The sequence below is a fragment of the Arthrobacter melezitosi genome (genome assembly GCF_054511055.1).
The window spans coordinates 69,487-95,969 of sequence record NZ_JBTNDJ010000001.1; the positions used below are offsets into that span (position 1 = coordinate 69,487).

The following is a 26,483-nucleotide window of genomic DNA, read 5'->3' on the forward strand; positions in this document are numbered from 1 at the left end:
CTAAGGTTCCTAATCGATTGTCATCTTGATGATCGTGGCCCCATGAGGGTCCGTGGGACCTAGAGTGTAGCCCTCGGCAAGTGAAACGTATTTGACGAATTCGCCGATGATGCCGAAACAACCATTGTCGCTGCACGCAACCGCGGCTGGGACATCGGGGAACTCGTTGTGGAACTCCTCGTTGCCGGTAAATTTCCAGCCGGCGACCTTAAAGGCAGCGAAACTCTCCAGGACATAGCTTCCATTGTTGCCCGTGCCGGATACGGACTTAAAAACCGGGAGAAAGACCACTGGCGGGTTCCCTGCAAGGATGTCGTTCTCCCACTTGGTGAAGACGCCATCACAATTGGCGGGTGCGGAGTTTCCGGGTGCGCTGCCGGCCGTACCAGTGTTCGTCGTATTGATGGTGATCATAGCCCCGCACGAGCCGCTGCTTTGTGGAAGCCACGCGAAACCGCCGGGGATGACGGACCCCGACCCAGAGGACCCCGGGCAGCTGTCCGGGCCGGTATAGCTGGGCCCGTGGTTCTGGAGGAGTTGAAGACCTCCACCGACGTGGCCGTCCACCTCGCAGCGTGAGACGGCGATGGGGAAGGCAATTGGACCGCTCTTTGGGCTTCCCCAGGTGACGCTGGAACGGGCGCCGACTTCCGCCGAGGAGATGCCGAAAATATTGGCGAACGCCAGGGAGACCGTGTTCGGAGGCCCCCCAATCTCTTCTGCCCCGGTTGTCACAGTCACCTTGCGGGCTGATGTGTCAACCATTACCGACTGCACGTTGCTGCGCCCGTCACTCGCATTGTCGTTGGTGAGATCGTCAGCGAGGGAGTTTGCAACCGTTCCTGACGCTTGCGAGCACAAGGGATCGGTGACGTTTTTGGCGCACTTCTGCGCTATACCGAGTGCTGCGGCGTCGGCGCTGTTTTGAAGTTGGGCGCGCTCGGAATACATGATGCCGACATCGACCACGAGGGCCGCGAATCCCAGCAGCGTGACCAGCAATAGCGCGAGGAGTACGCTCGCCCCGCCTCGTTCATCGTGCATCCGGGATCTCAGCCGCCACACAGCATGACCGCTTTTCCTGACATCGCAAACGGACCGGCGATACCTGTAAGCGTGGTGAGGGTGTACTTGACGGTGACAGTGACCTTTTGCCCTGGTACACCGGTGCAGGTCGGGCTTGGGAGGATGTTTGAATCACCAACGCCGGGGTTGAAGAATGCGGACGCGTTTGCGGCGTTCTTGGCCGATGTCTTCGCGGCCAAAGGATCGTTGGTGATTGCCATGACCCGGACCCCTTCTCGGGCGGCCTGCGTGAGGGAGATTTGGACGTTGTAGGCTCTGCCGTACTCCACTATCCCCATAAGGATCAGAACGAGGACCGGCAGGATGATGGCAAACTCCACCGCTACCGCTCCTCGTTCATTTTTCCTCTTCATCTGATTCCTTGACCTTGTTCCGGAGTGATCAGGAAAGCACTTAGTGGCGAAGGCAGAGTTCCTTCGCCACTAAGTCCTGAAGCATTGTTGGTTTAGGTCGCGGGAACGATGAGCTTGTTGTTGATGATTGTGAACATGCTGTTCAGCTTGCCGCCGAGCAGGATCACTGCGGCAATGATCACGACGGCGATGAGGCCGACCATGATGCCGTATTCAACGGCGGTCGCGCCGGTCTCCTCGCGGGAGAGGCGGTTCTTGAGGTTGAAGCCGAGGGTCTGAAGCGAGGCTGCGAGATAAAGCATGGATACTCCTGAAAAAGTGAAGGTGGCTGACGGTACCAGGGTGACTGGATCGCTCCGGCCACAGGAGAAATCTAACAAGCGAATCACTCCCGTACCACAAAAATTCTGAATACTGCGTTAAGCCTTCGATTTTAAGCCGTTTCCTGTGTTAAAACTGCGTTTCATCACACTCGATGCGCCGTGTTGTTTGCTGACCAGAGGTGAATCCTGTGACATAGGTGCGTCATCCTTCTGCAGGGCGCGGCGTCAGGTCCTTTTCTGCTGCCGTGCTCACCGCGGCCGTGCCGCGAGCGCCTGGGCCAGCGCCGCCGCGGAGCCCGCACTGCTGTTGATTCGCCAGTCGGTTTCCTTGGCGTAGTGGAACCAGACCAGAGCGGTGACGTCGGGCTGGGCCGCGAGGTAGCGCACCAGGGACGTGTTCCAGGCGGACTTCGAGCCGCCGGCCTCGGCCGATGCGGTCTCGGCGATCAGGATCTGCTTCCCCGGAGCGAGCCGGCGCAGCTCCGCGAGTCCTTCTCCGAACAGGGCATCGGGCTCCACCCAGGTGCTCCACGAGGCGGAGGTGCCCCAGTTGTAGCCGTCGAGCGCGACGGCATCGACGTACCCGGCTCCCGGGTAGAGCTGCTCCAGCGGCGTCGACCCCCAGTACGGGACGTTCGGGTTCCACACCCAGGAGATATTGGCGGCGCCGGTGGAGGTGACGACGTCGTGCACGTGCCGCCACGCCGCCGCGTAGTCGCCCGGCCCGTTGCCGTTGACCCCTTCCGCCCAGGGGTACCAGTTGCCGTTCATCTCATGGCCGAAGCGCAGCATCACGGGGTGGCCCCACTGCGCCAGGGCTGAGCCCCACTGCCGCAGGTACGGGTCGAAGTCACCGGCGGCGATGCGGTCCAGGGAGTAGGCCGGCTGGGTGGTGCCGCCGCCCCAGAGCCAGGGCTCCCAGGTCAGCAGGGTCACCGCGCCGCGGGAGCGGACCGCGTCGAGCTCGGCCAGCGGAGGGGCCTGGGCGAAGTCCTTGTAGGAGAGGACGACCGACGGCGCCTCACCGGCGAGTACGGCCACCGCATCAAGCTCACCTGCCGCCATCGGCCCGCCCGGGGTTCCGGCCCCGAAGCGCAGCGGAGCGGCGCTGATGCCGGGGACGGGAGCCGGCCCGGGAGGCGGGGCATAGGTGAGGGTGAAGGGCGCCCACGCGACCGCCGCCCCCGCCCGGGCCTCGACCCGCACGGGGCTGCCGGCGTCCGGGATGACGACGTCGGCGGTAAAGGAGCCCGACGTGCTGGAGGTGAAGGGCACGGCGGTGGTGCCGGCCGTGAGCGTACCCTTCGTCTTCTTGGGAAAACCGGTCCCGGAGACGGTGAGAAGGGTCCCGGCCGGTCCGCTTGACGCACTCAGCGTGATGGCCGCCGTGGCAGCGTGCACCGGCTGGAGCACGCCGAGCCCCAGCGCGGCCACGACAGCGGCAACGCAGAGGTTGAGGGCGGCGCGCAACAGGCGCGCCGTCATCCGGTGGAGAAAAGGCATGGGGGTGCCCGGGGGAATGCCTTGCATGGGAAGCCTTTGCTGTTCGGAAGCCCGGCTGACCATGGAGGCCCCGTGGCTTTGCGTCGCCGGCTCGCACCGGTTTTGCCCTTGTCGGTAAGCGGTGGCGCAGCTGCCGCCGGAGGGCGGGTGCGCTGCTGTGCCGCTTCCCCAATTCTTTCGCTCCCGGTGCTGGGATACCAGAAGGTTTTCCGCAGGAAAGGCACAGGAATTGCCCGGCGGATCCCGGTCGGGCCCGGGCACCACCGGGGGCCTAGCGGGAGTTTGGGTCCCAGCGGGTGACTTCGTAGGTGAGGTGGGCGAACTGCGCCAGCTGTTCCGCGCTGCGCAGGCTGAGCCGGTCGGACTGGATGAAGCGCGGCAGCAGCGGAGCCCCGGCCTCGAGGGTGACCGGGGCGATGGCGACCTGCACCTCGTCAAGGAGGTCGGCGTCGAAGAACTGACCGGCCAGCTCGCCGCCGCCCATCAGCCAGATGTCCTGGTCGGCCGCGGCCTCGACGAGCTGCGGATAGACCCCGCCGGGCTCTCCGCAGACGAAACGCACGTCGGCGCCCTCCGGCCGGGGAAGGTCCCGGTTGGTGAAGACGAACGCGGGACGGTTCCCGTAGAACTCGCGCCACCGTCCGGGGCGCTCGAGGACGCCTTCGACCTCAAGCATCCACTCGTAGGTCTTGGAGCCTTGTACCAGGACCTTGATGCCGTCCATGAAGTGCCCCTGGTGGTAGGGCTCGGGCTGGTCCACAGCGAAAAGCCAGTCCATGGAACCCTCCCCGTCGGCGAGGAATCCGTTAAGGGAGGAGGCGGTTCGATAGATCGTCTTCGTCATGGGTCTGGTCCCTTCGGTCCGGTGCGCTAAGACTAACGCCTGACGGGGGCCGGGGGAGGGCCGCCGGAGGAGGGAACCGCTTTAAGACAGGGTTCCGGCGCGGCCGATCCGCGTTCCCGGCGGCGGGGGCCCGGTTGAGCCGCGCACCACCACCTCGGGGCCGCCGGGTACCATCACATCCTCGGGCGGGGCTCCCTCAAGCTGGGCGCAGAGCGCGTCCACGGCGGCCTGTCCGAGTTCCATCAGCGGCATGGCGATGGCGGTCAGCGGGGGGTGGAGGAAACCGGCGAGCGGCAGGTCGTCATAGGAGATGACGGAGAGGTCCTCGGGCACGCGGAGCCCCGCGGCGTGGACGGCGGAGAGGACGCCGATCGCCTGGTTTAGCGTGCTCGCGTAGATCGCCGTCATGTCGGGGTGGTTGGCCAGCAACAGGGTGGCCGCGGCGAAGCCTCCCTGTTCGTTGAACTCACCCGATTCGATGAAGGGCTCCGGGATTCCGGCCGTCAGCGCGGCGCCCAGCAGCCCGGCCCGCCTGCTGATCGTCGGCGCGAGCTGCTCGGGCCCCGAGACATGCCCGATCCGCCGGTGTCCGAGGGCGAGCAGGTGGTCGAGGGCGGCGCGGCTGGCCGCCTCGATCTGCAGCGAGATGTTGCGCCCGGACCCGGGGACGACGCGGTTGACGAAGACGTGCGGAATCTGCGAATCGGGCAGCATGCCCAGGAGGGGATGGTTGGGGCGCGCCGAGGCGATCAGCAGCCCGTCCACGCGGTGGCTGGCCACGAGGTCGGCGAACTGCCGATCGACCCCGAAGTCGGCGGAGTCCTCGGCGAGCAGCATGGCGAAGCCACGGACCCGCGCCTGCTGGACGGCGCCGCGGGTGATGCGGGAGTAGACCGGGTTGGTGAGGTCGGGAATGAGCAGCGCCAGGGCCCGGGTGCTGGCCCCGGCCAGGGCGCGCGCCCCCGTGTGCGGCTGGTATTCGAGGTCCCGCACCGCATCCAGGATCCGGGTCCGGGTCTCCTCCCGGATGGAGAGGGTGGGGTCGTTGTTCAGGACCCGGGAGACCACGGACTTGGTGACACCGGCATGCTTGGCCACGTCGATGAGGCGGGAACGTTGTTTCGGGTGGTGCGGAGTGTCGGCGAAGTCGCGCACTGAACCTCCCTTGGACCATGCGGCAGTTCGATTCTGCCACAGCGGCGAGTGTGATGTTGACCTCATCCGGGATTCGCCGTAGGGTGGACGCCGCCGGAGAAAACCGGTTTTCTAAACGGCGGACCGACCTTTCCGGACGGCCGGCCACCACAGGCACCATGCCCCAAGGAGTGACCATGGCCAAAGTCGAGACGATGCAGACGGACCTCTACCGGATCCCCCTGCAGCAGACGCTGACCGACAGCATGCACGGAGTGATGCTGGATTTCGAACTCATCACCGTGCGGGTGACCGACAGCGACGGGGCCGTGGGCCTCGGCTACACCTACACGGTCAACCACGGCGGAGCGGCGGTGGCGGTCATGATCGAGCGCTACCTCGCACCCCTGCTGCACGGCCAGGATGCCGACCGCATCGAATCCCTCTGGCAGCAGATGTGGTGGGCCCTGCACTACGCGGGCCGCGGCGGCCACGTGACCTCGGCCATCTCGGCCATCGATATCGCCCTGTGGGACCTCAAGGGCAAGAAGGCCCAGCAGCCGCTGTGGCGCCTGTTCGGCGGATTCGACCCCAAGGTGCCCGTGTACGCCGGCGGGATCGACCTGCAGCTGCCGATCGAGGAACTGCTCGCCCAGGCCGACGGCTACCAGGAGCATGGTTTCCGTGCCATCAAGATGAAGGTCGGGCGCCCCCGGCTGCGCGAGGACGTGGCCCGCGTCGCCCGGATGCGGGAACACCTCGGTGAGGACTTCCCCCTGATGGTCGACGCGAACATGAAGTGGAGCGTCGATGAGTCGATCCGCGCCGCCCACGCCCTCGCGGAGTTCAACCTCGTCTGGATCGAGGAACCGACCATCCCCGACGATTTCGCCGGTTACGCGCGCATCGTGCGTGAGGGCCGCCAGCCCATCGCCGCCGGGGAGAACCTCCACACCCTCTACGAATTCCAGCAGGCCATCACCGCCGGCGCCGTCACGTTCCCCGAACCGGACGTCAGCAACTGCGGCGGCTACACCACCTTCCGGAAGATCAGCGCCCTTGCCGAGGCGCACAACCTCCCGGTCACCTCCCACGGCGTCCACGACCTCACCGTGCATGCCCTGGCGGCGGCCCCCAACCGCACCTATATGGAGGCCCACGGATTCGGGCTCGACGCCTACCTTGCGGCACCCCTGCGCATCGAGGACGGCTTCGCCGTCGCCCCGGAACTGCCCGGGCACGGCGTCGATCTCGATTTCGCGGCCCTCGAGGGAGTGCGTGCATGACGGTCGCACAGGCCCCCGCCCCCCAGCCCCTGAGTCCGGGCCGGTTCCGGAAGCCCGTACGGGGCATGCGCTGGCAGATTATGGGATCGAACGCGACCGTCCTGCTGCTGAACTACGGAGACCGGGCGGCCCTCGGCGTCGCGGCACCGCTGATCATCAACGAGTTCGGCTTCAGCACCAGCACCATGGGGCTGATCCTCGGAGCGTTCGCCTTCACCTACGCCCCGGCGTGCTTCGCGGGCGGGGCGCTCGCGGACAAGTACGGCTCCCGCAGGGTCATGGCCATCGCCGCCATCTGGTGGTCCCTCGCCACGGCGCTCGCCGCGTTCTGCTTCAACTTCTTCACCTTCTTCCTGCAGCGTCTTCTCTTCGGGCTCGGGGAGGGCCCGCAGGGGGCGACGACGGCGCGCACCATGGGCAACTGGTTCCCCCGGCGTGAATATGCCACCGCCATGGGCCTGACCTTCGCTGCGAACCCGCTCGGTGCGGCCCTCGGGGTGCCGGTGGTGACCGGGCTGCTGATCTGGTCGAACAACAACTGGCGGGTGCCCTTCCTCGTGCTCGGCGGCATCGGCCTGGTCATTGCCGCCGCCTGGTACTGGATCGTCCGCGATCGGCCGGAACAGCACCCCCGGATCACCGCCGAGGAGCTCGCGCTGATCTCCTCGGACAGCACCCCCGTCGACGACGTCTCCCTGGAGGACGTCCCCCGGCTCTCCTACTACCTCCGGCAGCCGGCCGTCATCGCCAACGCGCTCGCGTTCTTCGGCTTCAGCTGGATGCTGTTCATGTTCCTGTCCTGGTACCCGACGTACCTGGTGCAGACCCAGGGCATCGACCTCAAGGAACTCGCCTGGGCGGGGTCGCTTCCCTGGGTGGCCGGCGCCGTGGGCACGGCCCTGGGCGGGGTGCTTTCCGACCGTCTCGCCAGCAGGGCCGCCGTGCCGCTGACGGTGCGCAAATGGGCCACCGCGCTGTTCCTCGCGGTCAGCGGCGCCCTGTGCATCCCGCTGGCCACAGTGAACTCGCTGGCCTTCGCCGTCAGCCTGTTCGCCGTCGTCCTGTTCCTGCTCTACCTGGCCAACGTCCAGTTCTTCGCCATCGTCCGCGACGCCGTCCACCCGGCCCGGCTCGGCGGGGTCACCGGCTTCGTCCACTTCTGCGCCAACATGGCCGGGGTCATCGCGCCCATCGTCACGGGCTTCCTGATCCAGGACCTCGGGTCCTGGACCGGGGCCTTCACCCTCGCCGCGGCCCTGGCCCTCATCGGCGCGCTCGCCCTGGTGATCGTCAAGGCGCCCCCGGCGGTACTCCGCGGCGCCGCGGCACCTGCAACCCCCGCGGAGGCATGAAATGACCGACCCATTGAAAATCGTCATCACCGACTGCGACCACGACTCCATCTCCATCGAGGAGGAGCTCGCCCGCGGCCGCGGCGCCGACCTCACCCTCGCCGCCTGCCGCACCGAAGACGACGTCATCGCGGCGGCCTCCGGCGCCGATGGGATCCTCGTGCAGTACGCCCCGATCACCGCCCGTGTCCTCGACGCCCTCCCGGGGCTTCGCGCCATCGGGCGGTACGGGGTGGGCGTGGACACGGTGGACGTCGAGGCCGCCACGGCCCGCGGCGTCGCCGTCTGCAACGTCCCCGACTACGGCACCGAAGACGTCAGCGACCACGCGATCGCGCTGGCCCTGACCCTGGCCCGCGGGCTGACCCAGCTCGACCGGGGGATGCGCGCCGGCGGACACAGCCTGGCTCCGGTGCGGCCGCTGCACCGGACGGCCACCCGGGTCTTCGGCATCGTCGGCCTCGGGCTGATCGGGTCGGCCACGGCCCGCAAGGCGCGCGGCATCGGGTACACGGTGATCGGCTACGAACCGCGTCTGGCCCCGGGCTCGGTCACCGCCGACGGCGTCGAGGTGGTCGGGTTCGAGGGCCTCCTCGCCCGCGCCGACGTCGTCTCCCTCCACGTGCCGCTGACCGCCGAGACGCGCCACCTCATCAACGCCGGCACCCTCGCCGCAATGAAGCCCGGCGCCGTGCTGGTCAACACCTGCAGGGGCGGCGTGGTGGACACCGCGGCGGTCGTCGCCGCCCTCGAATCCGGACAGCTCGCCGGGGCCGGTCTCGACGTCTTCGAACAGGAGCCGCTGCCGGAGGGCCACCCGCTCCTCGCGCTCGGGAACGCGGTGCTGACGCCCCACGCTGCCTGGTACAGCGAAGAGTCCTATGGTGAGTTGAAGAGCAGGACCTTGGAGAACGTGCTCGACGTCTGCTCCGGAACCACCCCCCGCAACATCCTCAATCCGAAAGTGCTCTCATGACCACGTCAAGTTCGACAATGAAGGCCGCCGTGCTCACCGCGCCGGACACGGTCGCGGTGCAGCAGGTTCCCCTGCCCGAGGTGCCCGACGGCTGGGCGCTGATCAAGGTCGAGTACACGGGCCTGTGCGGCACCGACTTCTCCATCCACCACGGCACCCACCCGCGGGCCCGGACGCCACTGATCATGGGCCACGAGATCACCGGAACGGTCGCCGTTGCGGCACCGGGAGGCCCGGCCGAGGGCACCCGGGTGGTCGTCGAGCCCCTGATCACCTGCGGCACCTGCGGGCCCTGCACCAACGGAAACCCCCACGTGTGCTCGAACCTGAACCTTTACGGCATCGACGCCCCCGGCTCGCTCGCGGAGTACATCGCCCTTCCGGCCTCGGCGCTGCTGCCCGTCGATCCCGGGGTTCCCGCCCGGCAGGCGGCCCTCGCGGAGCCCCTTGCCGTTGCGGTGCACGCCGTCGCCCGCTCCGGGCTGGCCGGAGGGGAACGGGTGGCCGTCTTCGGGGCCGGCCCCATCGGGCTGCTCACCGCCCTTGTCGCCCGGGAGGCCGGCGCCGCCGAGGTGTTCCTGATCGAGCCGAGTGAACACCGCCGTGCGGCGGCCGAACGGTTCGGCTTCGCCGCCGTCGCACCGGGCGAGGACCCGGTGGAGACGGTGCGCTCCCGGACCGGGAACACCGGCGCCGACATCGTCTTCGACTCCGCCGCCCACCCCTCCGTCGCCGCCGCCCTCTCGGGGTCCGCACGGGTGCAGGGAACCATCGTGCTCGTCGGGGTCTACAAGGAACCGGCGAAGCTCGACCTCCAGGGCATCACCTTCTCCGAGCAGAAGCTCATCGGGGTGCGCGTCTATACCCGCCAGGACATGGAACGGGCCGTCGGGCTGCTTGAAACCGACGTGCTGCAGCTGAGCGGGATGCCTCTCGAGGTCTTCCCGCTCGACGCGGTGCCCGAGGCCTTCACGAAGGCCATGTCGGCCAGCGGGGTGCTGAAGGTCCTTGTCGCCTCGGGCGCGGAAGAGAGCGGGGCGGCCCATGTCTAGCCCCTTCGACCTCACCGGGCGCACCGCCGCCATCACCGGCGCCTCCCGCGGCATCGGCCAGGCCACGGCCCGGGCCCTGCTCGAGGCAGGCGCCGACGTTCTCGCCCTCCAGCGCAGTGCCGTCTCGGCAGAGCTTGAGGAGACCGCCGGACGGCTGGGCCGCACCATCCGCTCCATCCCGGTGGACCTGACGAGCGAGGACTCCATCGTCGAGGCGATCACCGCCGCACTGGCGGCCTCCGAGGTGCACATCCTGGTGAACAACGCGGGCACGCAGATCCGGCACGACGCCGTCGAGTTCCCGCTGGCGGATTTCGACACCGTGATGCAGGTCAACACCCGCGCCGTCTTCCAGTTGTGCCAGGGGTTCGGCGCCCCGATGCTTGAGCGGGGGGAGGGGAAGATCGTGAACCTCGCCTCGATGCTCACCTTCCAGGGCGGGTTCCGGGTGCCGGCCTACGCGGCCTCGAAGGGCGCCGTGGGGCAGCTGACCAAGGCGCTGAGTAACGAGTGGGCGGGCCGGGGCGTCAACGTCAACGCCGTCGCCCCCGGCTACTTCGCCACCGACATGAATGAGGCCCTCCTGGCCGATGGGCAACGCTCGGCGCAGATCCTCGAGCGCATCCCCGCCGGCCGCTGGGGGGAACCGGATGACCTGACAGGAGGAGTCGTGTTCCTTGCCTCGCGTGCCGCCGACTACATCCACGGCACGATCCTTCCCATCGACGGGGGGTGGCTGGGCCGATGACCGCTCCCTCTTCAGTACAGCGTCCCCCGGCCGGGCCGGGCCTGCTCCGCAACCCCGTGGTCGCGGTGCTCCGGGCCGGCCACGCCGACCAATACGCCCCGGTGGTCGAAGCGCTCCTCGCCGGAGGGGTCACCTCGATCGAGCTCACCCTCAGCACCCCCGGCGCGCTCGACGAACTTCCACGGCTGCTCGAACGCTTCGGGAGCGCAGCCGAAATCGGCATCGGCACCGTCACCGCGGCCGGGCAGGCGCAGCAGGCCATCGACGCCGGTGCCGCCTACATCGTCACGCCGGTGATGGACCTGCCAACGGTGCGCCTGTGCGTGGAGCGGGGAATCCCGGTCTACCCCGGAGGCCTCACCCCCACCGAACTTCTCGCGGGCTGGAACGCGGGGGCGACGGCGGTCAAGCTGTTCCCGGCCTCCACGGTGGGCCCTGGCTATATCGGGCAGCTGCGCGGCCCCTTTCCCGGCATGCAGGTCATCCCCAGCGGGGGCATCGGCATCGCCGATGTGCCCGGGTGGATCGCAGCCGGTGCGCTGGCGGTCAGCCTGGGCGGTCCGCTGCTGCAGGACGCCTTCGCCGGTGGGACCCCGGAGGGCCTGACCCAGCGGGCGCGGGAAGTCTGCGGCCTGGTGGAGCGGTCCCGGCGTGCCGAAGCTGGCGGAGCAGGCAAATGACCGGGGCTGCGGGTGCGCCCGGCTCCTCCGGTACCCCCGGATCCGCCGCCCCGGGCGGCGTCGTTACCTTCGGTGAGACCATGGCGCTCATGCGGGCGCAGACCCCTGGTCCGCTGGCCCACGCCTCCGAACTCGGCCTGGGCATCGGCGGGGCCGAGAGTAATGTCGCCATCGCCCTGGCCCGGCTCGGTACTCCGGTGTCCTGGTTCGGCCGGGTGGGCGCAGACAGCCTCGGTGACCTCGTCGCCCGCGAACTGCGTGCCGAGGGCCTCGCGGTGCGCGCCATCCGCGACCCGGAGGCGCCAACGGGGCTGATGATCAAGGAGCGGCGCACCCAGCACACCCAGAAGGTCTGGTACTACCGCGCCGGCAGCGCCGGTTCCCGGCTCGGCCCCGCGGACATCCCCCTCGACGAGATCCGCACGGCCCGGCTCCTCCACATCACGGGCATCACCCCGGCCCTGTCGGAGTCGGCCGCCGCCGCCGTCGACCTCGCGGTGCGGACGGCGCGGGACTCGGGCACCCTGGTCTCCTTCGACGTCAACTACCGGAGTGCCCTGTGGAACGCCGACGCCGCCTCGCCGGTGCTCCGGCGGCTGGCGGCCCGGGCCGACATCCTCTTCGCCGGCGACGACGAAGCAGCCCTGCTCGTCGGCCCGGCGGAGAGCCCAAGGGAACTCGCCGGGCGGCTCGGGGAGCTTGGCCCGTCGCAGGTCGTGGTGAAGCGCGGGGCCCAGGGGTGCGCGGCCCTGGTGGACGGCGCGTACTTCGAGCAGTCCGCGGTTCCCGTGCAGTCCCTGGACACGGTCGGTGCCGGTGATGCCTTCGTCGCCGGCTACCTCGCCGAACGGCTGCTCGGGCTGACGACCCCGGAGTGCCTGCTCACGGCGGTGCGCACCGGCGCCTTCGCGTGCCTCGTCCCCGGCGACTGGGAAGGGATGCCGCGGCGCAGGGAACTCGGCCTGCTCGAGGCCACCGAGCCGGTCACGCGCTGACGCCGTGGTTTGGGGGCCCTTACCGGTCCTGGGGCAGTTCTTTTCCGTGCGTGCGCTTGTAGTAGGCGCGGGAGGCCCGGACGCGCATTCCGCAGGCCGGCGTGCACCATTCCCTGCGGGGGTGGTCCTTGAGGAAGAACAGGGAACATCCTGGCGCCCGGCAGTCGCGCAGCTGGTTCAGCCGCTCACCGGAGAACAGGTCGACGGCGTCGCGGGCGAGGGCGGACAGCGCCGCCCGCGGTGCCGTGTTGCGGGCCCGGGCGGACCTGGTCAACGCGCCCTGCGCGGAGAGGGCCAGCACCGGCGACGCCGGTGCCAGTGCGGCCGCGCGGTTCAGCGCCGCGACCGGGCCGCCGTCCGGGCTGAGCCCCCTGGTGAGATCCGACGCGAGGGTCCGCACGGCGGCCCGCAGGTCCAGGAAGAGTGCGAGGTCGCCCTCGCCCGCCTCGGCGAGCTCGCCGGGGGGAAGTTCGATCCCGCCGAGGCGTGGAGCCACCTCGAGGATCCAGGCGGCCACGTCACCGGGGGAGGAGAGGCCTTCGCGGTGCTTGCCGCGCACGGCGAAGGAGGTGTTCGCGAGATCCAGGGCCGGGGAGTCCCCAATGACCGGAGCTCCACCCTCGTACGTGAGAGGCATGTTCTCATGATATCAGCAATCTGCAAGCGTGAGGATGGCAGGGCCCGCCCGTTCCCGCGCTGCGTCGGGCCGCACTGAAAGCGAGTCCGCGGCCCCGGAGGAACACCTGCGGCGTGTCCGGCCCGACACGCCGCCGCCGTTTCCCCTCCGGGCGCGGCCGGGGGCCCTCCTGCACCCCGCAGGGACGGGAAATATGGCCTCCGCGCCGGGCCGAAGCGCCCTGCGGCGTAAACTGGAGATCTGCGGACAAGTTTGTGCCACTCCAGGCGATGTCCGCTAGGAGGTTGAATTGGCACAACGTATGGCGGACCCCACCTATCAGGCCCAGCAATGGGAGCGGCGCTACGACCCCAACATCGAAGATGTGAACCGGCTGTGCGATTCGCTCGGGGCCCTCAAGCCCGGGTCGACCGTTCCGTACATCGACCCGGTGCACGACGTCGATGGCTGCAAGATCGTCAGTCTTTTCTCGAGCCCGGGGTCATCGCTGCCCTCGGGCTTCGTCTCTTTCGAGAACGACGACCCCGCCTCGGTGCGGATCGCCGAGATCTACGAGTCGGCCGGCCTGCGCCCCGAGCAGGTCATGCCGTGGAACGCCCATCCGTGGTTCCTCGAGGAGGGCAAGGAGCGGGCGCTGTCGATGGACCAGATCGCCGATGGTGTGAAACCGCTCCTGAGCTTCCTCCAGCAGGTTCCGCGCGCCTCGGCCCTGATCGCCCACGGAGCCGACGCCCACAAGGCCGCCCGCCGGCTGATGAAGCTGGAGAACCGGGCCATCTACAAGCGCGGCTTCAAGATCTACGAGGTGCGCTCCACCAGCGAGCGCGCCTTCAAGGGCACGCCGGCGAACCAGGAGATCTGGCTTCGGGAAATCCATGCGGCCTACACCGATGCCATGGGCCGCGCCGGGATCCGGGTGCGCCAGACGATCTGATCCGCGGCGGGCCGGGCCCTTCGTCGCCCGGCCCACCGCCGCCTGGTCGGGCGCCAAAGTGTCGGTGCGCCGCGGTAGCGTGGAATTCCCCCACGAAGCGGAGCCAGGCATTCATGATTGAGGCGAGCAAACTCCTCCAGGTCAGCCGTATCTACATCGAGCCGGAGGCCGCGGCGCTTCCCCGGGGCCGGCAGGTGCTGGCACGCTGGCCGGAGGCCGAGGTGGTCGAAGTGGCGAGCCACTGGCGTATCCCCGAACTCAGCGGCGACGAGGCGAACGTCCGGCGCTGGGTGCGGATCAAGACCGAGGCGCTCGTCGTGGGCGTCAAGAAGTCGCTGACCGCCAAGCCCAACGGGCGCTCCGCCGACTTCATTGCGCCCTCCACGGCGAACGGCTGCGCGATGGCCTGCGCCTACTGCTACGTCCCCCGGCACAAGGGCTACAGCAACCCCATCACGGTCTTTGCGAACATCGAGCAGATCAGCGGCTATCTCGAGCGCCACGTGGCGCGCCAGGGCATGAAGCTCGAGCCCAACCAGTGCGATGACACTGCCTGGGTCTACGACATCGGCGAGAACAGCGACTGTTCGGTCGACGCGATGGTCAGCGACAACGTCCGGGACCTCGTCGAGCTCTTCGGGAGCCTGCCGACGGCCAAGCTGTCCTTCGCCACGAAATACGTCAACCGGGACCTGCTCGGCTGGGACCCGCGTGGCCGGACCCGGGTCCGGTTCTCCCTCATGCCCGAGCGGCTGGCGCGGGTCGTCGACGTGCGCACCTCGCCCATCGGCGAACGCCTTGCCGCGGTCAACGACTTCGTGGAGGCCGGTTACGAGGTTCACCTCAACTTCTCCCCGGTGATCGTCACGCCCGGGTGGCAGGAGGAGTGGCGCTCGCTGTTCGCACAGATCGACGCCGTCCTCACGCCGCAGGCCAAGGAGCAGCTCGCGGCGGAGGTCATCTTCCTCACCCACAACCAGCAGCTTCACGAGGTCAACCTCGGCTGGCACCCCCGCGCCGAGGAGATCCTGTGGCGGCCCGAGCTCCAGGAGCAGAAACGCTCGTCGAACGGATTCATCAACGTCCGGTACACCGCCGCCGAAAAGCGCGGCTACCTCGACGACTTCCGGGCGCTGATGGGGCGCCACCTTCCGTACTGCCGCATCCGGTACGCCTTCTAGCCCGGTCAAATACGACGGTTGGGATTTTCCTTGTCCGCGTATCTCCCCGGCCCTACAATCGATTCACCCCGCAACGGCCGACTGGCGCGGCGCGGTGGGCATTTTCAGGGAGAGGACGTTTCCACGATGATCCGGCCCGAGTCCGGCGGCTCCGAAACCCCTGGGCGGCGCAGGTACCAGCGACCCTCGCCCACGGCACTGCGGAACCCCGAGTCGAACAAGCTGCTGCGCGACCTTTCGGCGCGGCGCCACCAGGCCATGCAGAGCCTGACCAACCGGGCAAGGGCGACCCGGCGGACACCCCCTCCACCCACCTGAGACGGACAGGCGGCAGCCGGGAAGTGACCGGGGACGGCGGGCGGGTGGCACGCGGGGGGAGAGGTGCCGGACGCCCCGGAGCCGGCGATGGCTGGCCGCATCCGCCGGTGCTGCCGTGGCCGATCATCATGGACCAATCCTGGCTCGACGCGGTCTTCCTCCACTGGCGGATTCCGGCCGCCACTGCGGCCCGCTATCTGCCGGCGGGGGTCGACGTGGACGAGATCGACGGCTCGGCCTGGGTTGGACTGATCGGCTTCCGCATGGTCGGGGCGGGACTGGGGCAGGACAGGCCCGTTCCCTATCTTGGAACCTTCACCGAAATCAATGTCCGCCTGTATTCACGGGGACCCGACGGGGTGCGCGGCGTCGTCTTCGTCACCCTCGATGCCTCCCGCCTGGCCGTCGTGCTGGCCGCCCGCGCCGCCGGGATTAACTATGTCTGGTCCCGCTGCCGCCCGACCGGGGGAGCGGGCCCGCCGGGGGCGGAGCGCTTCGGCTACGACGTCCGGCGTCGGCGCGGCGGGGCGTCCTCCTCGTTTTCCGTGCGGCCCGACCGGTCCGCCGCCGTCGGTGATTCAGTGTCGCTGGAGTTGACCGCGCGGTACGGGCTGCACACGGCGCTCGGCGGGCGCACCCTGTACATCCCCAATACGCACCAGCCCTGGCCGCTCTTCCGGGCGGAGACGGCGCACCTCCAGGATTCCCTGGTCGCCGCGGCAGGCTTCGCGGTGTCCGGACCACCGGAGTCGGTGCTCTATTCCCCGGGGGTCCAGACGCAGTTCGGCAGGCCCGGGGTCCCTGCCCCCGCCGCACCGGGGGACCCGGCGGTCCATGCCGCGGAAAAAACCCTTGACGGGGGCCTGCCGCCGGACTAAGTTACAACCAAATGGTTGTAGATCAGGTTGACGACGCACAGCTGGACCGCCTCTTCCAGGCGTTCGCCGATACGACCCGCCGCGACATCCTGTCTCGGGTCATCAGCGGGGAGTACTCGGTGTCCGGGTTGGCGGCCCACTACGCCATGAGTTTCGCCGCGGTGCAGAAGCACGTAGCGGTGTTGGAACGTGCCTCCCTCGTCACGAAGGAGAAGCGCGGAAGGGAGCAGATCGTGCGGCCGGATCTTGAAGGTGTGCGGAGGGCACGGCAACTGCTCGATGAGTACGAGCTGATCTGGCGGCAGCGTGTTGACCGGATCGCTGACATTCTCGCTGAGGAAAAGGAGTAGTCCCATGACGTTCATCAGTTCGCACCAGGACCCGGAGGCACTGAGCCTCACCTTTGTCGCCGAGTTCGACGCCGGCGTGGAGCGGGTGTGGCAGGTCTGGGAGGACCCGCGCCAACTCGAACGCTGGTGGGGCCCGCCCACCTATCCGGCGACGTTCGAGCGGTACGCGTTCGTTCCCGGCGGCGGTGCCAGCTACTACATGACCGGGCCGGAGGGCGACAAGTTCCACGGCTGGTGGCGGATCACCGCGATCGAGGCGCCCCGGCGGCTTGAATACGACGACGGCTTCGCCGATGAGCACGGAGAGCCCGACACCAAGATGGGGGAGACCCACAGCGTCATGACCCTTGAGTCCGTCGAGGGCCGTACCCGGATGACCACGGTGACCTCCTTCGAGGGCGCCGAACAGCTGCAGCAGATGCTGGAGATGGGTATGGAGGAGGGGGTCCGGGAGGCAATGGGCCAGATCGACGCCCTGCTGGACGAGCCCGCGCGCACCTGAGGCGCTCCCGCCTCCGGTGGCCCGCCAGGGCGGCCGGAGGCGGCAGGGCTGCCTACGCGCCGGGTCTAGGCCATTCCGGACGGGCGGATGCTCAGCGTCTCGATGGCCGCTTCCCGGGAGGCGTCGGCGGCGAGCCGCACGGCCTTGGCCACCGACTCGGGCTGGATCCAGGCCTCGGGGGAGTAGGCCTTGCCCTCGAAACGGTGAAGTTCCTCCTGCATGTCCGTGGCCACCCGGCCCGGGTGGATCGAACTGACCCGGACCCCGTGGGGGCGCTCCTCCTCGCGCAGGGCGTCGGTGAAGGCGCGCAGGGCGAACTTCGTCCCGCTGTAGGCGGCCGATCCCGCCCCCGAGGCGTAACCGGAGCCCGAGTTGATGGCGATCACCTGTCCCCGTGAGGCCCGCAGGGCCGGAAGGAGCCGGCGGGTCAGATCGACCACGGCGAACAGGTTGACCTCGAAACTCTCCCGCCACGCGTCGTCGGGCAGGTCCGCGACGGCGCCCACCCGCAGGACGCCCGCCGAGTGGACGAGCAGGTCGAGCCGTCCGACGGCGGCGCAGGCCCGCTCCACCTCCGCGGGACTCTGGAGGTCCGCGGCGAAAACGCCGGCGGAGGGAAGACCGGCAGCCAGTTCCGCCAGGGCGCCGGCGTCGCGCCCGCCCAGCAGGAGGTGGTGGGTTGGGGCGAGTTCGACGGCGATGGCACGGCCAATGCCGCGGGAAGCCCCCGTAACGAGGGCGACGGGAAGTTCGGTCATGGAGCCACAATAACAATCCGGCGCCAACCTGCCGGGCGCCGGATCCTTCCTTCCGAGCCGGGGATACCATAATTGCACCTATTCCGCAACCTTAGATGGTGTGTAATGAATAATCTCAAGAAGAAATCGTCCTCCGCGCTCGCAGTTCTTGCGCTCGCGGCGGGGCTGGGGATCGCGGCTCCCGGGCCGGCTTCGGCCGCATACTGCGGCATCACCTGGGGCTCACAGCCCAAGGCGGCTCCGGTCCACCGGACGGCGCCGATCACCGACGTGCGGGCCGGCCGGCACGCCTGCTTCGACCGGATGGTGATCGACCTGCGGGGGGAGCGGGTCGGCTACCACGTCCGCTATGCCCGGAGCGTCCACGCGCCCGGGTCCGGTGCGCACGTACCGCTCCGCGGTGCGGCGGACCTCTCGATCCGCGTCATGGCCCCTGCCTATGACGCCCGGGGAAATGCAACCTACCGGCCAACCAACCGCAGTGACGTGGTGAACACGGCCGGGTACAGCACCTTCCGGCAGATCGCCTACGTGGGCAGTTTCGAAGGGGAGACCACCTTCGGGCTGGGCGTGCGCGCCCGGCTGCCCTACCGGGTGTTTGCCCTTGACACGCCGGGGACCGGCTCACGGCTCGTGGTCGACGTCGCCCACCGGTGGTAGCCCCGCCGTCCGGCCGGGGCGGTGACCCGCCTCCGGCCGGACCGGCCCGGCGGATTCCAAACTGCCCGGGCACGGTGCCCTCCACCGCGCGGTGGAGGGCACCTTCATGTTTTCGACGCGCAGGGTCCGGCTCAGGCGGGCCGGATCCGCACCTGGCCGCCCTCGACCTCCCATCGGGTGTCGAGGCGGACATTCTCCAGCAGCCTGCGGTCGTGCGACACCAGGAGCAGCGCGCCGGTGTAGCCCTCAAGCGCCTGTTCGAGCTGTTCGATGGCGGGAAGGTCGAGGTGGTTCGTCGGTTCGTCGAGAACCAGGAGGTTTACCCCGCGGGCCTGGAGCAGGGCAAGCCCCGCCCGGGTGCGCTCGCCCGGTGACAGTGAGCCCACGCGGGCGCCGGTCTGGTCGGCCTTCAGGCCGAACTTCGCGAGAAGGGTGCGCACCTCGGCCTGGCTCAGCTGCGGCACCAGGCGCTCGAACGCGTCCCCCAGCGGAGTCTCTTCCTCCAGCTGGCCGCGGGCCTGGTCGATCTCGCCGACGGCCACGCTCGCCCCGAGGGCCGCCGTGCCCTCGGCCGGGGCCTCATGGCCGAGCAGGAGGCGCAGGAGCGTCGACTTCCCGGCGCCGTTGGGGCCCGTGATGCCGATGCGCTCGCCCGCGTTGACCTGGAGGGACACCGGGCCGAGCGTGAAGCCGCCGCGGTGGACGGCCGCCCGGTTCAGCGTGGCCGCCACCGAGCTGGACCGGGGTGCCGAGCCGATGCTGAACTGCAGCTGCCACTCCTTGCGGGGTTCCTCGACCTCATCGAGGCGGGCGATCCGCGACTCCATCTGCCGCACCTTCTGCGCCTGCTTTTCGGAGGACTCCATGCTGGCCCGGCGGCGGATCTTGTCGTTGTCGGGGTTTTTCTTCATCGCGTTCCGCACGCCCTGGGAGCTCCACTCCCGCTGGGTCCTCGCCCGGGCCAGGAGGTCCGACTTCCGGTCGGCGAATTCCTCGTATGCCTCCCGGGCGTGGCGCCGGGCGACCGCCCGCTCCTCGAGGAAGGCGTCGTACCCGCCGTCGTACACCGCCACCTTGCCCTGGGCCAGGTCGAGTTCCACCACCGTCGTGACGCAGCGGGCCAGGAACTCGCGGTCGTGGGAGACCAGCACCACGCCGCCGCGGAGGTTCTGGATGAACGACTCGAGCCGGGCGAGTCCGTCGAGGTCGAGGTCGTTCGTTGGTTCATCGAGCAGCACCAGATCGAAGCGGCTGAGCAGGAGCGCGGCCAGGGCGACGCGGGCGAGCTGACCACCCGACAGGGCCGTCATGAGGGCGTCCGGGGTGACGCCCACCGCAAGGTCGGCCAGCACCGGAGGGATGCGTTCGTCAAGGTCGGCGGCACCGGAGGCGAGCCAGTGGTCGAGTGCCGCGGCGTAGGTGTCCTCCGCGAGCCGGGTTCCGGACCCCAGGGCCTCGGCCGCGTGCTCCATGGCGGCCGTCGCGGCGGTGGCCCCGGTCCTGCGGGCCAGGTAGGCGGCGACCGTCTCCCCTGCGATCCGCTCGTGCTCCTGCGGGAGCCAGCCCACGAAGGCGTCGGCGGGCGCGGTCCGCACCGAACCGGAGGCGGGAGCGTCGGCGCCGGCCAGGAGGCGCAGCAGCGTCGACTTCCCCGCGCCGTTCGCGCCGACCACCCCGACGACGTCGCCCGGGGACACCGTGAGGTTGAGGCCGGTGAACAGGATCCGGTGGCCGTGGCCGCCGGTGAGGGACTTGGCCACGAGTGTTGCAGTCATGGCTCCAGTCTAGGAGGGCCGGCACTCCCGCCCCGCCCGCCGCAGGCGGTGCCGGGCTAGGATGGGCGGAGCCTCAATCACCGACGCTGCGGAGGGGACCCATGAAAACCATCTATGCACTTCATGAGAATCCGGACTGGTTTCCGCCCTTCGCCCGGGCGTTCGAGCAGGAGGGCGTCGAGGTGGTGGAGTGGATGCTCACCGACGGGGCCCTGGACCTCGGCGCCGTGCCGCCGGAGGGGATTTTCTGGTCGCGGATCAGCGCCTCGGCCCACACCCGCGGCCATGGCCTCTCCAAGGACTATGCCCGGGCGGTGCTGGCCTGGCTCGAGGCCGCCGGCCGGCGGACCGTCAACGGGCGGCGGGTGCTCGAACTGGAGATGAGCAAGGTGGACCAGCTCACGGCGCTCCGGGCCGCCGGGATCGACACGCCCCGGACGGTGGCGGCCGTCGGGCGGCACCGCATCCTCGAAGCGGCGCAGGCGTTCGGTGCGCCGTTCATCCTCAAGCACAACCAGGGCGGCAAGGGCCTGGGGGTGCGGAAGTTCGACTCGCATGACGAGCTGGCCGGGTACGTCGGATCGGTGGATTTCGAGGAGCCCGAGGACGGGATCACCCTGGTGCAGGAGTACCTGCAGGCCGCCGAGCCCTTCATCACCCGCGCCGAGTTCGTCGGCGGGCGCTTTCTCTACGCCATTAAGGCCGACACCGCGCGCGGTGGGTTCCAGCTCTGCCCCGCCGATGCCTGCGCCATCGATCCGGTGACGGGACGGCCGGTTCTGCCGCCGGGGGCCACCATCGCCCCCGAACCCGGCCAGCAGCTGTTTTCCCTGCGGGACGGATTCGACCATCCGATCCTCGCCAGGTACGCGGACTTCGCCCGGCGTACCAACATAGAGGTGTGCGGCATCGAGTTCATCGAGACCGTGGACGGGCGGACGGTGACCTACGACGTGAACACGAACACCAATTACAACGCCGTGGTGGAAGCCCAGGCGCCGGTCTCGGCCCCGCGGGAGCTTGTCCGCTATCTCGCCGGCCTCGCCGATCCGGAGCGGCAGCCGGTTCCCGCCGGGGCATGAGTTCGTCCATTCGAAAGGGGAAATCGATGGCAAAAGGCAAGGGAAAACGCAAGGTTCGGAAGGACGAACTGCCCAGCACGCTGCAGCGCTCGGGCGGGGCCGCCCAGGCAACTTTCGCCGGGACCCTGGAATCGGCCGAGGAGCAGTACGGGGAGGGCGAGCGCGCCCACCGCACCGCGTTCGCGGCGCTGAAGCACACCCATGAGAAGGTTGGCGACCACTGGGAACCGAAGGAGCACAAAGGCCCCTCCGACGCCCGGGCCGAGGGCGGTGCCGACTCCACCCGCGATACGGCCGGCGGGGTGGACGCCAACGCATCCAAGGCGCACCTCTACGAGCTGGCGAAGCGGCTCGGGGTGCCGGGACGGTCGCGGATGACCAAGGACGAACTGGTGGAGGCACTCCAGAAAGCCAACGACGTATCCACCCGCAGGGCCCGCGAGGCGGAGGCCCGGTAGGACGGGCGGGCGTTACAAGCCGTAGTAGTCGCCCAGCAGCCGCTCCTCCTCGGCGGAAAGCTCCTTGTCGCTTGCGACCTCCGGGGCGTCGCTGATGGTGTCGCGGGTCCATCCGAGGTGGAGGTCGCTTCCCTCGAAGCGCGAACCCGCCAGCGGAACGAAGTGCTCCCGGGTGTTCATCAGCCCCAGCGAGACGGTGACCCAGCCCGGCGCCCCGGTGGACCTTTCGAGGTGGACCTCGTTGACGGCACCGAGCTTGGTGCCCTCGCTGTCCCACGCCGTCGCGTCCTGGAGTTCATTGATGTCCTGCTGGGCCATGGCTGCTCCGTTCGTTTTTACCATTTCAGCCCACATCGCCGGGATGGGCAATGGCCCATCCCGGCCGGGGCTCGAACCCCTCAGCCCGCGTTGTCGGCCGCCTCGCCCAGCAGCGGCAGGAACTCCTCGAGCGCCCAGGGCAGGCTCAGGGGGCTGGCCGCCGAGATCGACAGGGTGAGGGTGTTGTCGCTGTCGGCCACGAGCGCACCCTTCTTCACCGCGGGAATTTGTCCGAGCAGCGGGTCGGTGGCGATGGCCTCCTTCGTGGCCTCATCCGGCACCCAGGTGACGAAGACATCGGATTCGAGTTCGTTCGCCCGCTCGGCGGACCACGGGATGAAGAATTCCTCCGACCCCTCGGAGGCGCCGGTGACCACTTCGGCCTCCTTCATGCCGAGCGAGGTCAGGAAGCGGGGGCGGTTGTCGTTCGCGGTGTAGACGCTCACCGGATCGGCTCCGGCGGGGTCGAGGGTCCCGTAGATGAAGCTCTTGCCGTCGAGCTGCGGGTAGTCCGCGGCGGCGTCGTCGATGGCCTTTTCGGTGTCGGCGACGAGGTCCTCGGCCTTGTCGGCAAGGCCCAACGCCTCTCCCACCAGGCGGGTCGAGTCCTGCCACGCCGTGCCGTAGGCGGTCTCGGGGTAAGCCACGACCGGGGCAATGTCGCTCAAGGTGTCATAATCCTCCTGCGAGAGCCCGGAGTAGGCGGCAAGGATCACGTCCGGGTCCGTGGCGGCGATGTCATCGAAGGGCAGGCCGTCGTCCTCCGAGTACTGGACGGGGGCGTCGCCGCTGCCGAGCGGGGCACCCAGCTCCTCGAGCTTGGCGTCCTTCCAGGGAGTCGAGCCCTTATCGTTCCCGCCATAGGTGTCGGTGGGCATTCCCACCGGAACCACCCCAAGGGCAAGGGACACGTCCGCGTTGACCCAGGAAACTGTCGCCACCCGCTCGGGCTTTTCCGTCAGTACGGTCTCGCCGAAGGCGTGCTCGATGGTGACGGGGAAGGAATCCGCCGCCCCTGCCTCGTTGCCCCCCGAACCCGTCGACCCTCCGGAGGCGGGGCCGGTGGAGCAGGCCGAGACGGACAGGACGGCAGCGGCCGCGAGGAGGGCACGCGTGCGGAAGGGGGCCATGGGGCTCCTTGACTTCTTGGTGACCCGAAGGGTCTTTCGATCAGGACAGAAGTAAGGCTAGCCTAAGCATAGTGTTGTTACGAAAAACGTTCCGGGTCGGCGGTATCGTCCGGACTGGTCAGAACATGCCGACGATGCGGCCAACGATCAGCAGCAGGAACAGCACGACGACGACGCCGATAACGGCCAGCCAGATCGCCGGGAACGCCTTCGAGGGCGCGCCCTCCCCATGGCCCTGCTGGGCGGCGGTGCTCGCCTCGCCGGGAGGGGTTTCCCCGGGGGGTACTCCACCGCCCGGCTCAAGGCCGGTGAGGTTGTCGTCCTGCGGGTCGGGATTCGCTGCGGACATCTTGTTCCTCCGGGTCGGCCAGCGGGTGGTTACCTTCAGCCTACCCGCTAAAGATAAGTCTACTGAGGATTTCAGCCGGCGGGCTGGGCGGGTTCCTCCGTGCGGTCCTTCCGCGCTTCCCGCTTCGGGGTCCAGGACATGGTGATGTTGACGCCGTCCAGGGTTTCCGTGACGAAGAGGTGGAGGTCCTCGCCCAGGAGCGCCTCGTGTTCGAACTCGTCCCCGGCGTCCCGCGCCATATCCCCCAGGCGGCAGATCGCCACGGCCATGGCCCGTCCCCAGTCCTGGGGATGTTTGCTCGTCGATTCCTCGGTGGCTGTGAATTTCCTGCCGGTGGTGTTCATGTCGCTCCTGATCCGGAGGTGGAGAACGGTGCCTTCCTTCCGTGGAGAGGCGGTTCCATTTTATCAGCGGGCACCCCGGGGCGTTCGAACTCCAAAGGGTTGCCAAGAAGCGCCGGGTCAGGCACGCAGGGCGGCACGGGCGGCCTGGCCGATCGCGGCGCTGTAGGTCGGATAGGCAAACTTCACCCTCGCGAGCGTCGCGAGGTCGGTGCCCGCGGCCATCGCCGAGGCGACGGCCTGGATCACCTCCACGGCGTTCTCCCCGACGGAGTGCGCTCCGAGGATGAGCTCCCGGTGCCGGTCGGTCACCAGCTTGAGGAAGCCCTGCTCGCGGTCGTCGATGATCGGGCGCTCAACGGCCGCATAGGGAAGAACGACGGCGTGGCATTCGGGATCGCGTGCCCGAGCCTGGGCCTCGGTGAGGCCCACCCCCGCATAGTCGGGGTCGGTGAACCCGCCCTCGGGCAGCAGGTGGTGCGGTGTGGTGCGGTTCGCCCCCAGCACCGCGTTCTCCGCCGCCGTCTCTCCTTCGAACACGGCGGCCTGCACGAGCATGCTTGTGCCGTTGGCGTCTCCGGCCACGAAGATGTGCGGCACGTTCGAGCGGAGGTAGTCATCGACCGGCACGGCGGTGCGGGTGGCGGTGACGGAGGCCGCGTCGAGGTTCAGCCCCTCAAGGTTCGCCGGCCACCCCGCCGCCATCACGACGGCGCCGGCGGGAAACTCCAGGCTCCGCCCACCGCTGCGCCAGGCCAGCGTCAGTGCGCCGTCCGCGGGGCGGATCGCATCGATTCCGTCGATGCCCGTTTCCACCCGGACGCCGCGGGCCCGGAAACCGCCGGTGACCGCCGCCGAGACATCGGCGTCCTCCGTCATGAGGATGCGCGGGGCCACATCGAGCAGCAGGACCTGCGAGCCGAGGGCGTTGAAGATGGTCGTGAGCTGGGCTCCGGTGTGGCCGCCGCCGATCACCGCCACACTCCGGGGCAGTTCCGCCATCGAGAGCACCTCGTGGGGAAGGACCGCGGCCTCGGCGCCCGGGATGGGCAGGCGCCGCGCACTGCCCCCGACGCAGAGGATGATCGACCCGGCACTGACGAGCCGGTCGCCGATGGCGACGGTGTGCCCGTCGATGAAGGAGGCGTCCCCCACGAGCAGGTCGATCCCAAGGCGGTCGATCAGCGCCGGGTACCCCTTGGCGGCGAGGACCCGCTCGACCGTTGAGCGGACCCTGTCCACCGTGGTGGGCCAGTCCACCCTGGGCTCGGCGACGACGATGCCGTAGTCGTGGGCCGTGCGCACCTCGCGGAACAGCCGGGCGGTCTTGGCCAGGACGCGGGTGGGAACGCAGCCGGAGTTCACGCAGGTTCCGCCGAGGGCCGCACGCTCGACCACCGCGGTGCGTGCGCCAAGTTCGGCGGCGCGCACGGCGGCGGCCATGCCGGCCGGACCCGCCCCGATGACGAGCACGTCGTAGGTGGTGTCCATGAAGCACTCCCTGGGTGGGCGGCGGGTATCCCGTCATCCTGTCGCGGATCGCCGCACACCTCAAGCCATGACTCCCGCGGGCGCCGGGAGTACGCTCATGGTGTGCGCACCTCCACGACGGCCGAACCGATCGTCCGGCACTCGGCGCTGAACCTGATCCCGACGGGCGCGGCGGTCCTGTCGGGGTTCGTTCTCTTCGCCCTCGAACACCGGGTGGCCGGCTACCTCCTGCTGGCCGCGGCGCTCGCGGCCGCCGCCCTGATCGGCCGCACCCTGCTGAGAGACCTCGGCCTCGTGGCCCTGGGCATCACGATCATCAGCACAGTCCCGATCACGACCGACATCAGCATCGGCCACATGGCCGTCATGGGGACCGCGATGGTCCTGGCCGTCGGGCTGCCCTACGCCATTTCCCGGTGGGTGTTCCGGGACCACGCCATCCGGTTTCCGGTCCTGACCGGCTCGAAGTGGTCGCGGACCGAGCGGTGGTACCTCGCCGCGGTGGTCGTCATCGGCTACCTGATCCTGCCCGTGTACATGATCCCGACCGGGGTGTACCGGAACTGGCCGGCAGCCAGCGACGGCGATGACATCTTTCGGCTGTTCCTGGGCACCAACGTCCTCGGCATCTGGGACGAGCTCTTCTTCATCTGCACGGTCTTCACACTGCTGCGCCGGCACCTGCCGGAGTGGCAGGCCAACCTGCTGCAGGCGGTGGTCTTCACCTCCTTCCTGTGGGACCTCGGCTTCCACGCGTGGGGCCCCTTCCTGATCTACCCCTTCGCCGTGATCCAGGGCTGGATCTTCGCGCGCACCAAGTCGCTCTCCTACATCGTCAGCGTCCACCTCCTCTTCGACTTCGTCCTGTTCCTGGTGCTGCTCCACGCCCACAACCGCTGGTTGTTCCCCATCTTCCTGTACTGACCGCGCCCAGCGGCTAGGCTGGATGCCACCGGGCCGCCGGCCCGAGCCGGCCGGCGGCAAAAGGA

At 69.1% G+C, this 26,483-nt stretch carries 31 protein-coding genes and 1 riboswitch; of the genes, 17 read left to right on the plus strand and 14 right to left on the minus strand.

Going from position 1 to position 26,483, the window contains the following annotated elements; translation table 11 throughout:
- Positions 1-9: 9 nt before the first annotated feature.
- The 6 genes from ACX80W_RS00345 to ACX80W_RS00370 all read right to left on the minus strand — a co-directional run bounded on the left by ACX80W_RS00345 (position 10) and on the right by ACX80W_RS00370 (position 5,264).
- The gene (locus tag ACX80W_RS00345; protein WP_459279376.1) at positions 10-1,044 is read right to left on the minus strand and encodes a Tad domain-containing protein; all 1,035 of its coding nucleotides are present in this window, start codon (positions 1,042-1,044) and stop codon (positions 10-12) included.
- 8 nt (positions 1,045-1,052) lie between these two features.
- On the minus strand, positions 1,053-1,439 hold the full coding sequence (locus tag ACX80W_RS00350; protein ID WP_459279378.1) for a TadE/TadG family type IV pilus assembly protein: 387 nt from the start codon (positions 1,437-1,439) through the stop codon (positions 1,053-1,055).
- Positions 1,440-1,531: 92 nt separating this feature from the next.
- Entirely contained in the window at positions 1,532-1,741 is a 210-nt protein-coding gene (locus ACX80W_RS00355) for a Flp family type IVb pilin (protein WP_459279379.1), read from the minus strand.
- Between the two features lie 270 nt (positions 1,742-2,011).
- Positions 2,012-3,292: a glycoside hydrolase family 26 protein gene (locus ACX80W_RS00360; RefSeq protein WP_459279381.1), complete on the minus strand. Its 1,281-nt coding sequence runs from the start codon at positions 3,290-3,292 to the stop codon at positions 2,012-2,014.
- 15 nt (positions 3,293-3,307) lie between these two features.
- Positions 3,308-3,382, minus strand: a riboswitch (cyclic di-GMP riboswitch).
- Between the two features lie 154 nt (positions 3,383-3,536).
- Positions 3,537-4,109, minus strand: coding sequence for a dihydrofolate reductase family protein (locus ACX80W_RS00365; RefSeq protein ID WP_459279383.1), 573 nt, complete (start codon positions 4,107-4,109; stop codon positions 3,537-3,539).
- 81 nt (positions 4,110-4,190) lie between these two features.
- A complete protein-coding gene (locus ACX80W_RS00370) occupies positions 4,191-5,264 on the minus strand; it encodes a LacI family DNA-binding transcriptional regulator (RefSeq protein ID WP_459279385.1) in 1,074 nt (357 codons plus the stop codon).
- A 176-nt stretch (positions 5,265-5,440) separates the two neighbouring features.
- Between ACX80W_RS00370 and ACX80W_RS00375 the strand changes: the two genes are divergently transcribed.
- The 7 genes from ACX80W_RS00375 to ACX80W_RS00405 are packed head-to-tail and all read left to right on the plus strand — an operon-like array spanning position 5,441 to position 12,332.
- The gene (locus ACX80W_RS00375) at positions 5,441-6,529 is read left to right on the plus strand and encodes a mandelate racemase/muconate lactonizing enzyme family protein (RefSeq protein ID WP_459279386.1); all 1,089 of its coding nucleotides are present in this window, start codon (positions 5,441-5,443) and stop codon (positions 6,527-6,529) included.
- Positions 6,526-7,881 (plus strand): MFS transporter, encoded by a 1,356-nt coding sequence (locus tag ACX80W_RS00380; protein WP_459279388.1) that lies wholly within the window; start codon positions 6,526-6,528, stop codon positions 7,879-7,881. The genes ACX80W_RS00375 and ACX80W_RS00380 overlap by 4 nt, the downstream gene beginning before the upstream one ends.
- A gap of 1 nt (position 7,882) precedes the next feature.
- Positions 7,883-8,857: a C-terminal binding protein gene (locus ACX80W_RS00385; RefSeq protein ID WP_459279390.1), complete on the plus strand. Its 975-nt coding sequence runs from the start codon at positions 7,883-7,885 to the stop codon at positions 8,855-8,857.
- Positions 8,854-9,909: a zinc-dependent alcohol dehydrogenase gene (locus ACX80W_RS00390; RefSeq protein WP_459279392.1), complete on the plus strand. Its 1,056-nt coding sequence runs from the start codon at positions 8,854-8,856 to the stop codon at positions 9,907-9,909. Before ACX80W_RS00385 ends, ACX80W_RS00390 begins: the two co-directional genes overlap by 4 nt.
- A complete protein-coding gene (locus ACX80W_RS00395) occupies positions 9,902-10,657 on the plus strand; it encodes an SDR family oxidoreductase (protein WP_459279394.1) in 756 nt (251 codons plus the stop codon). Before ACX80W_RS00390 ends, ACX80W_RS00395 begins: the two co-directional genes overlap by 8 nt.
- On the plus strand, positions 10,654-11,337 hold the full coding sequence (locus ACX80W_RS00400; protein WP_459279396.1) for a bifunctional 4-hydroxy-2-oxoglutarate aldolase/2-dehydro-3-deoxy-phosphogluconate aldolase: 684 nt from the start codon (positions 10,654-10,656) through the stop codon (positions 11,335-11,337). Before ACX80W_RS00395 ends, ACX80W_RS00400 begins: the two co-directional genes overlap by 4 nt.
- Positions 11,334-12,332 (plus strand): sugar kinase, encoded by a 999-nt coding sequence (locus ACX80W_RS00405; protein WP_459279398.1) that lies wholly within the window; start codon positions 11,334-11,336, stop codon positions 12,330-12,332. Before ACX80W_RS00400 ends, ACX80W_RS00405 begins: the two co-directional genes overlap by 4 nt.
- 19 nt (positions 12,333-12,351) lie before the next feature.
- Here the strand turns inward: ACX80W_RS00405 and ACX80W_RS00410 are convergent, their stop codons facing one another.
- On the minus strand, positions 12,352-12,969 hold the full coding sequence (locus ACX80W_RS00410; protein WP_459279400.1) for an ABATE domain-containing protein: 618 nt from the start codon (positions 12,967-12,969) through the stop codon (positions 12,352-12,354).
- Positions 12,970-13,258: 289 nt separating this feature from the next.
- On the opposite strand from ACX80W_RS00410, the gene ACX80W_RS00415 reads away from it, so the two are divergent.
- From ACX80W_RS00415 to ACX80W_RS00440, 6 genes are all read left to right on the plus strand, one after another.
- A complete protein-coding gene (locus ACX80W_RS00415; protein WP_459279402.1) occupies positions 13,259-13,903 on the plus strand; it encodes a uracil-DNA glycosylase family protein in 645 nt (214 codons plus the stop codon).
- 116 nt (positions 13,904-14,019) lie between these two features.
- Positions 14,020-15,084 (plus strand): spore photoproduct lyase family protein, encoded by a 1,065-nt coding sequence (locus ACX80W_RS00420; protein ID WP_459280170.1) that lies wholly within the window; start codon positions 14,020-14,022, stop codon positions 15,082-15,084.
- Between the two features lie 126 nt (positions 15,085-15,210).
- Positions 15,211-15,402, plus strand: a complete 192-nt coding sequence (locus ACX80W_RS00425; RefSeq protein ID WP_459279404.1) for a hypothetical protein — start codon at positions 15,211-15,213, stop codon at positions 15,400-15,402.
- 128 nt (positions 15,403-15,530) lie between these two features.
- Positions 15,531-16,280 (plus strand): YqjF family protein, encoded by a 750-nt coding sequence (locus ACX80W_RS00430; RefSeq protein WP_459279406.1) that lies wholly within the window; start codon positions 15,531-15,533, stop codon positions 16,278-16,280.
- Positions 16,281-16,291: 11 nt separating this feature from the next.
- Complete coding sequence (locus ACX80W_RS00435) at positions 16,292-16,630, plus strand: ArsR/SmtB family transcription factor (RefSeq protein ID WP_459279408.1); 339 nt, start codon at positions 16,292-16,294, stop codon at positions 16,628-16,630.
- Between the two features lie 4 nt (positions 16,631-16,634).
- On the plus strand, positions 16,635-17,132 hold the full coding sequence (locus ACX80W_RS00440) for an SRPBCC family protein (RefSeq protein WP_459279410.1): 498 nt from the start codon (positions 16,635-16,637) through the stop codon (positions 17,130-17,132).
- 65 nt (positions 17,133-17,197) lie between these two features.
- Here ACX80W_RS00440 and ACX80W_RS00445 read toward each other — a convergent pair whose 3' ends face one another.
- Positions 17,198-17,890 (minus strand): SDR family oxidoreductase, encoded by a 693-nt coding sequence (locus ACX80W_RS00445; protein ID WP_459279412.1) that lies wholly within the window; start codon positions 17,888-17,890, stop codon positions 17,198-17,200.
- A 105-nt stretch (positions 17,891-17,995) separates the two neighbouring features.
- On the opposite strand from ACX80W_RS00445, the gene ACX80W_RS00450 reads away from it, so the two are divergent.
- On the plus strand, positions 17,996-18,550 hold the full coding sequence (locus tag ACX80W_RS00450) for an AMIN-like domain-containing (lipo)protein (RefSeq protein ID WP_459279414.1): 555 nt from the start codon (positions 17,996-17,998) through the stop codon (positions 18,548-18,550).
- A gap of 131 nt (positions 18,551-18,681) precedes the next feature.
- On the opposite strand, the gene ACX80W_RS00455 is transcribed toward ACX80W_RS00450, so the two are convergent.
- Positions 18,682-20,325, minus strand: a complete 1,644-nt coding sequence (locus ACX80W_RS00455) for an ABC-F family ATP-binding cassette domain-containing protein (protein ID WP_459279416.1) — start codon at positions 20,323-20,325, stop codon at positions 18,682-18,684.
- A gap of 101 nt (positions 20,326-20,426) precedes the next feature.
- On the opposite strand from ACX80W_RS00455, the gene ACX80W_RS00460 reads away from it, so the two are divergent.
- Positions 20,427-21,407, plus strand: coding sequence for an ATP-grasp domain-containing protein (locus ACX80W_RS00460; protein ID WP_459279418.1), 981 nt, complete (start codon positions 20,427-20,429; stop codon positions 21,405-21,407).
- A 26-nt stretch (positions 21,408-21,433) separates the two neighbouring features.
- Positions 21,434-21,865, plus strand: coding sequence for a ChaB family protein (locus tag ACX80W_RS00465; protein ID WP_459279420.1), 432 nt, complete (start codon positions 21,434-21,436; stop codon positions 21,863-21,865).
- A gap of 12 nt (positions 21,866-21,877) precedes the next feature.
- On the opposite strand, the gene ACX80W_RS00470 is transcribed toward ACX80W_RS00465, so the two are convergent.
- The 5 genes from ACX80W_RS00470 to ACX80W_RS00490 form a co-directional block, all read right to left on the minus strand.
- Positions 21,878-22,183: a PRC-barrel domain-containing protein gene (locus ACX80W_RS00470; RefSeq protein WP_459279422.1), complete on the minus strand. Its 306-nt coding sequence runs from the start codon at positions 22,181-22,183 to the stop codon at positions 21,878-21,880.
- 80 nt (positions 22,184-22,263) lie between these two features.
- The gene (locus tag ACX80W_RS00475) at positions 22,264-23,313 is read right to left on the minus strand and encodes an iron-siderophore ABC transporter substrate-binding protein (protein ID WP_459279424.1); all 1,050 of its coding nucleotides are present in this window, start codon (positions 23,311-23,313) and stop codon (positions 22,264-22,266) included.
- A 118-nt stretch (positions 23,314-23,431) separates the two neighbouring features.
- On the minus strand, positions 23,432-23,662 hold the full coding sequence (locus ACX80W_RS00480; protein WP_459279426.1) for a DUF6480 family protein: 231 nt from the start codon (positions 23,660-23,662) through the stop codon (positions 23,432-23,434).
- 71 nt (positions 23,663-23,733) lie between these two features.
- Positions 23,734-24,006, minus strand: coding sequence for a hypothetical protein (locus ACX80W_RS00485; RefSeq protein WP_459279428.1), 273 nt, complete (start codon positions 24,004-24,006; stop codon positions 23,734-23,736).
- A 117-nt stretch (positions 24,007-24,123) separates the two neighbouring features.
- Positions 24,124-25,494 (minus strand): dihydrolipoyl dehydrogenase family protein, encoded by a 1,371-nt coding sequence (locus ACX80W_RS00490; RefSeq protein ID WP_459279430.1) that lies wholly within the window; start codon positions 25,492-25,494, stop codon positions 24,124-24,126.
- A gap of 102 nt (positions 25,495-25,596) precedes the next feature.
- Between ACX80W_RS00490 and ACX80W_RS00495 the strand changes: the two genes are divergently transcribed.
- Complete coding sequence (locus tag ACX80W_RS00495; protein ID WP_459279432.1) at positions 25,597-26,418, plus strand: CPBP family glutamic-type intramembrane protease; 822 nt, start codon at positions 25,597-25,599, stop codon at positions 26,416-26,418.
- Positions 26,419-26,483 lie beyond the last annotated feature (65 nt).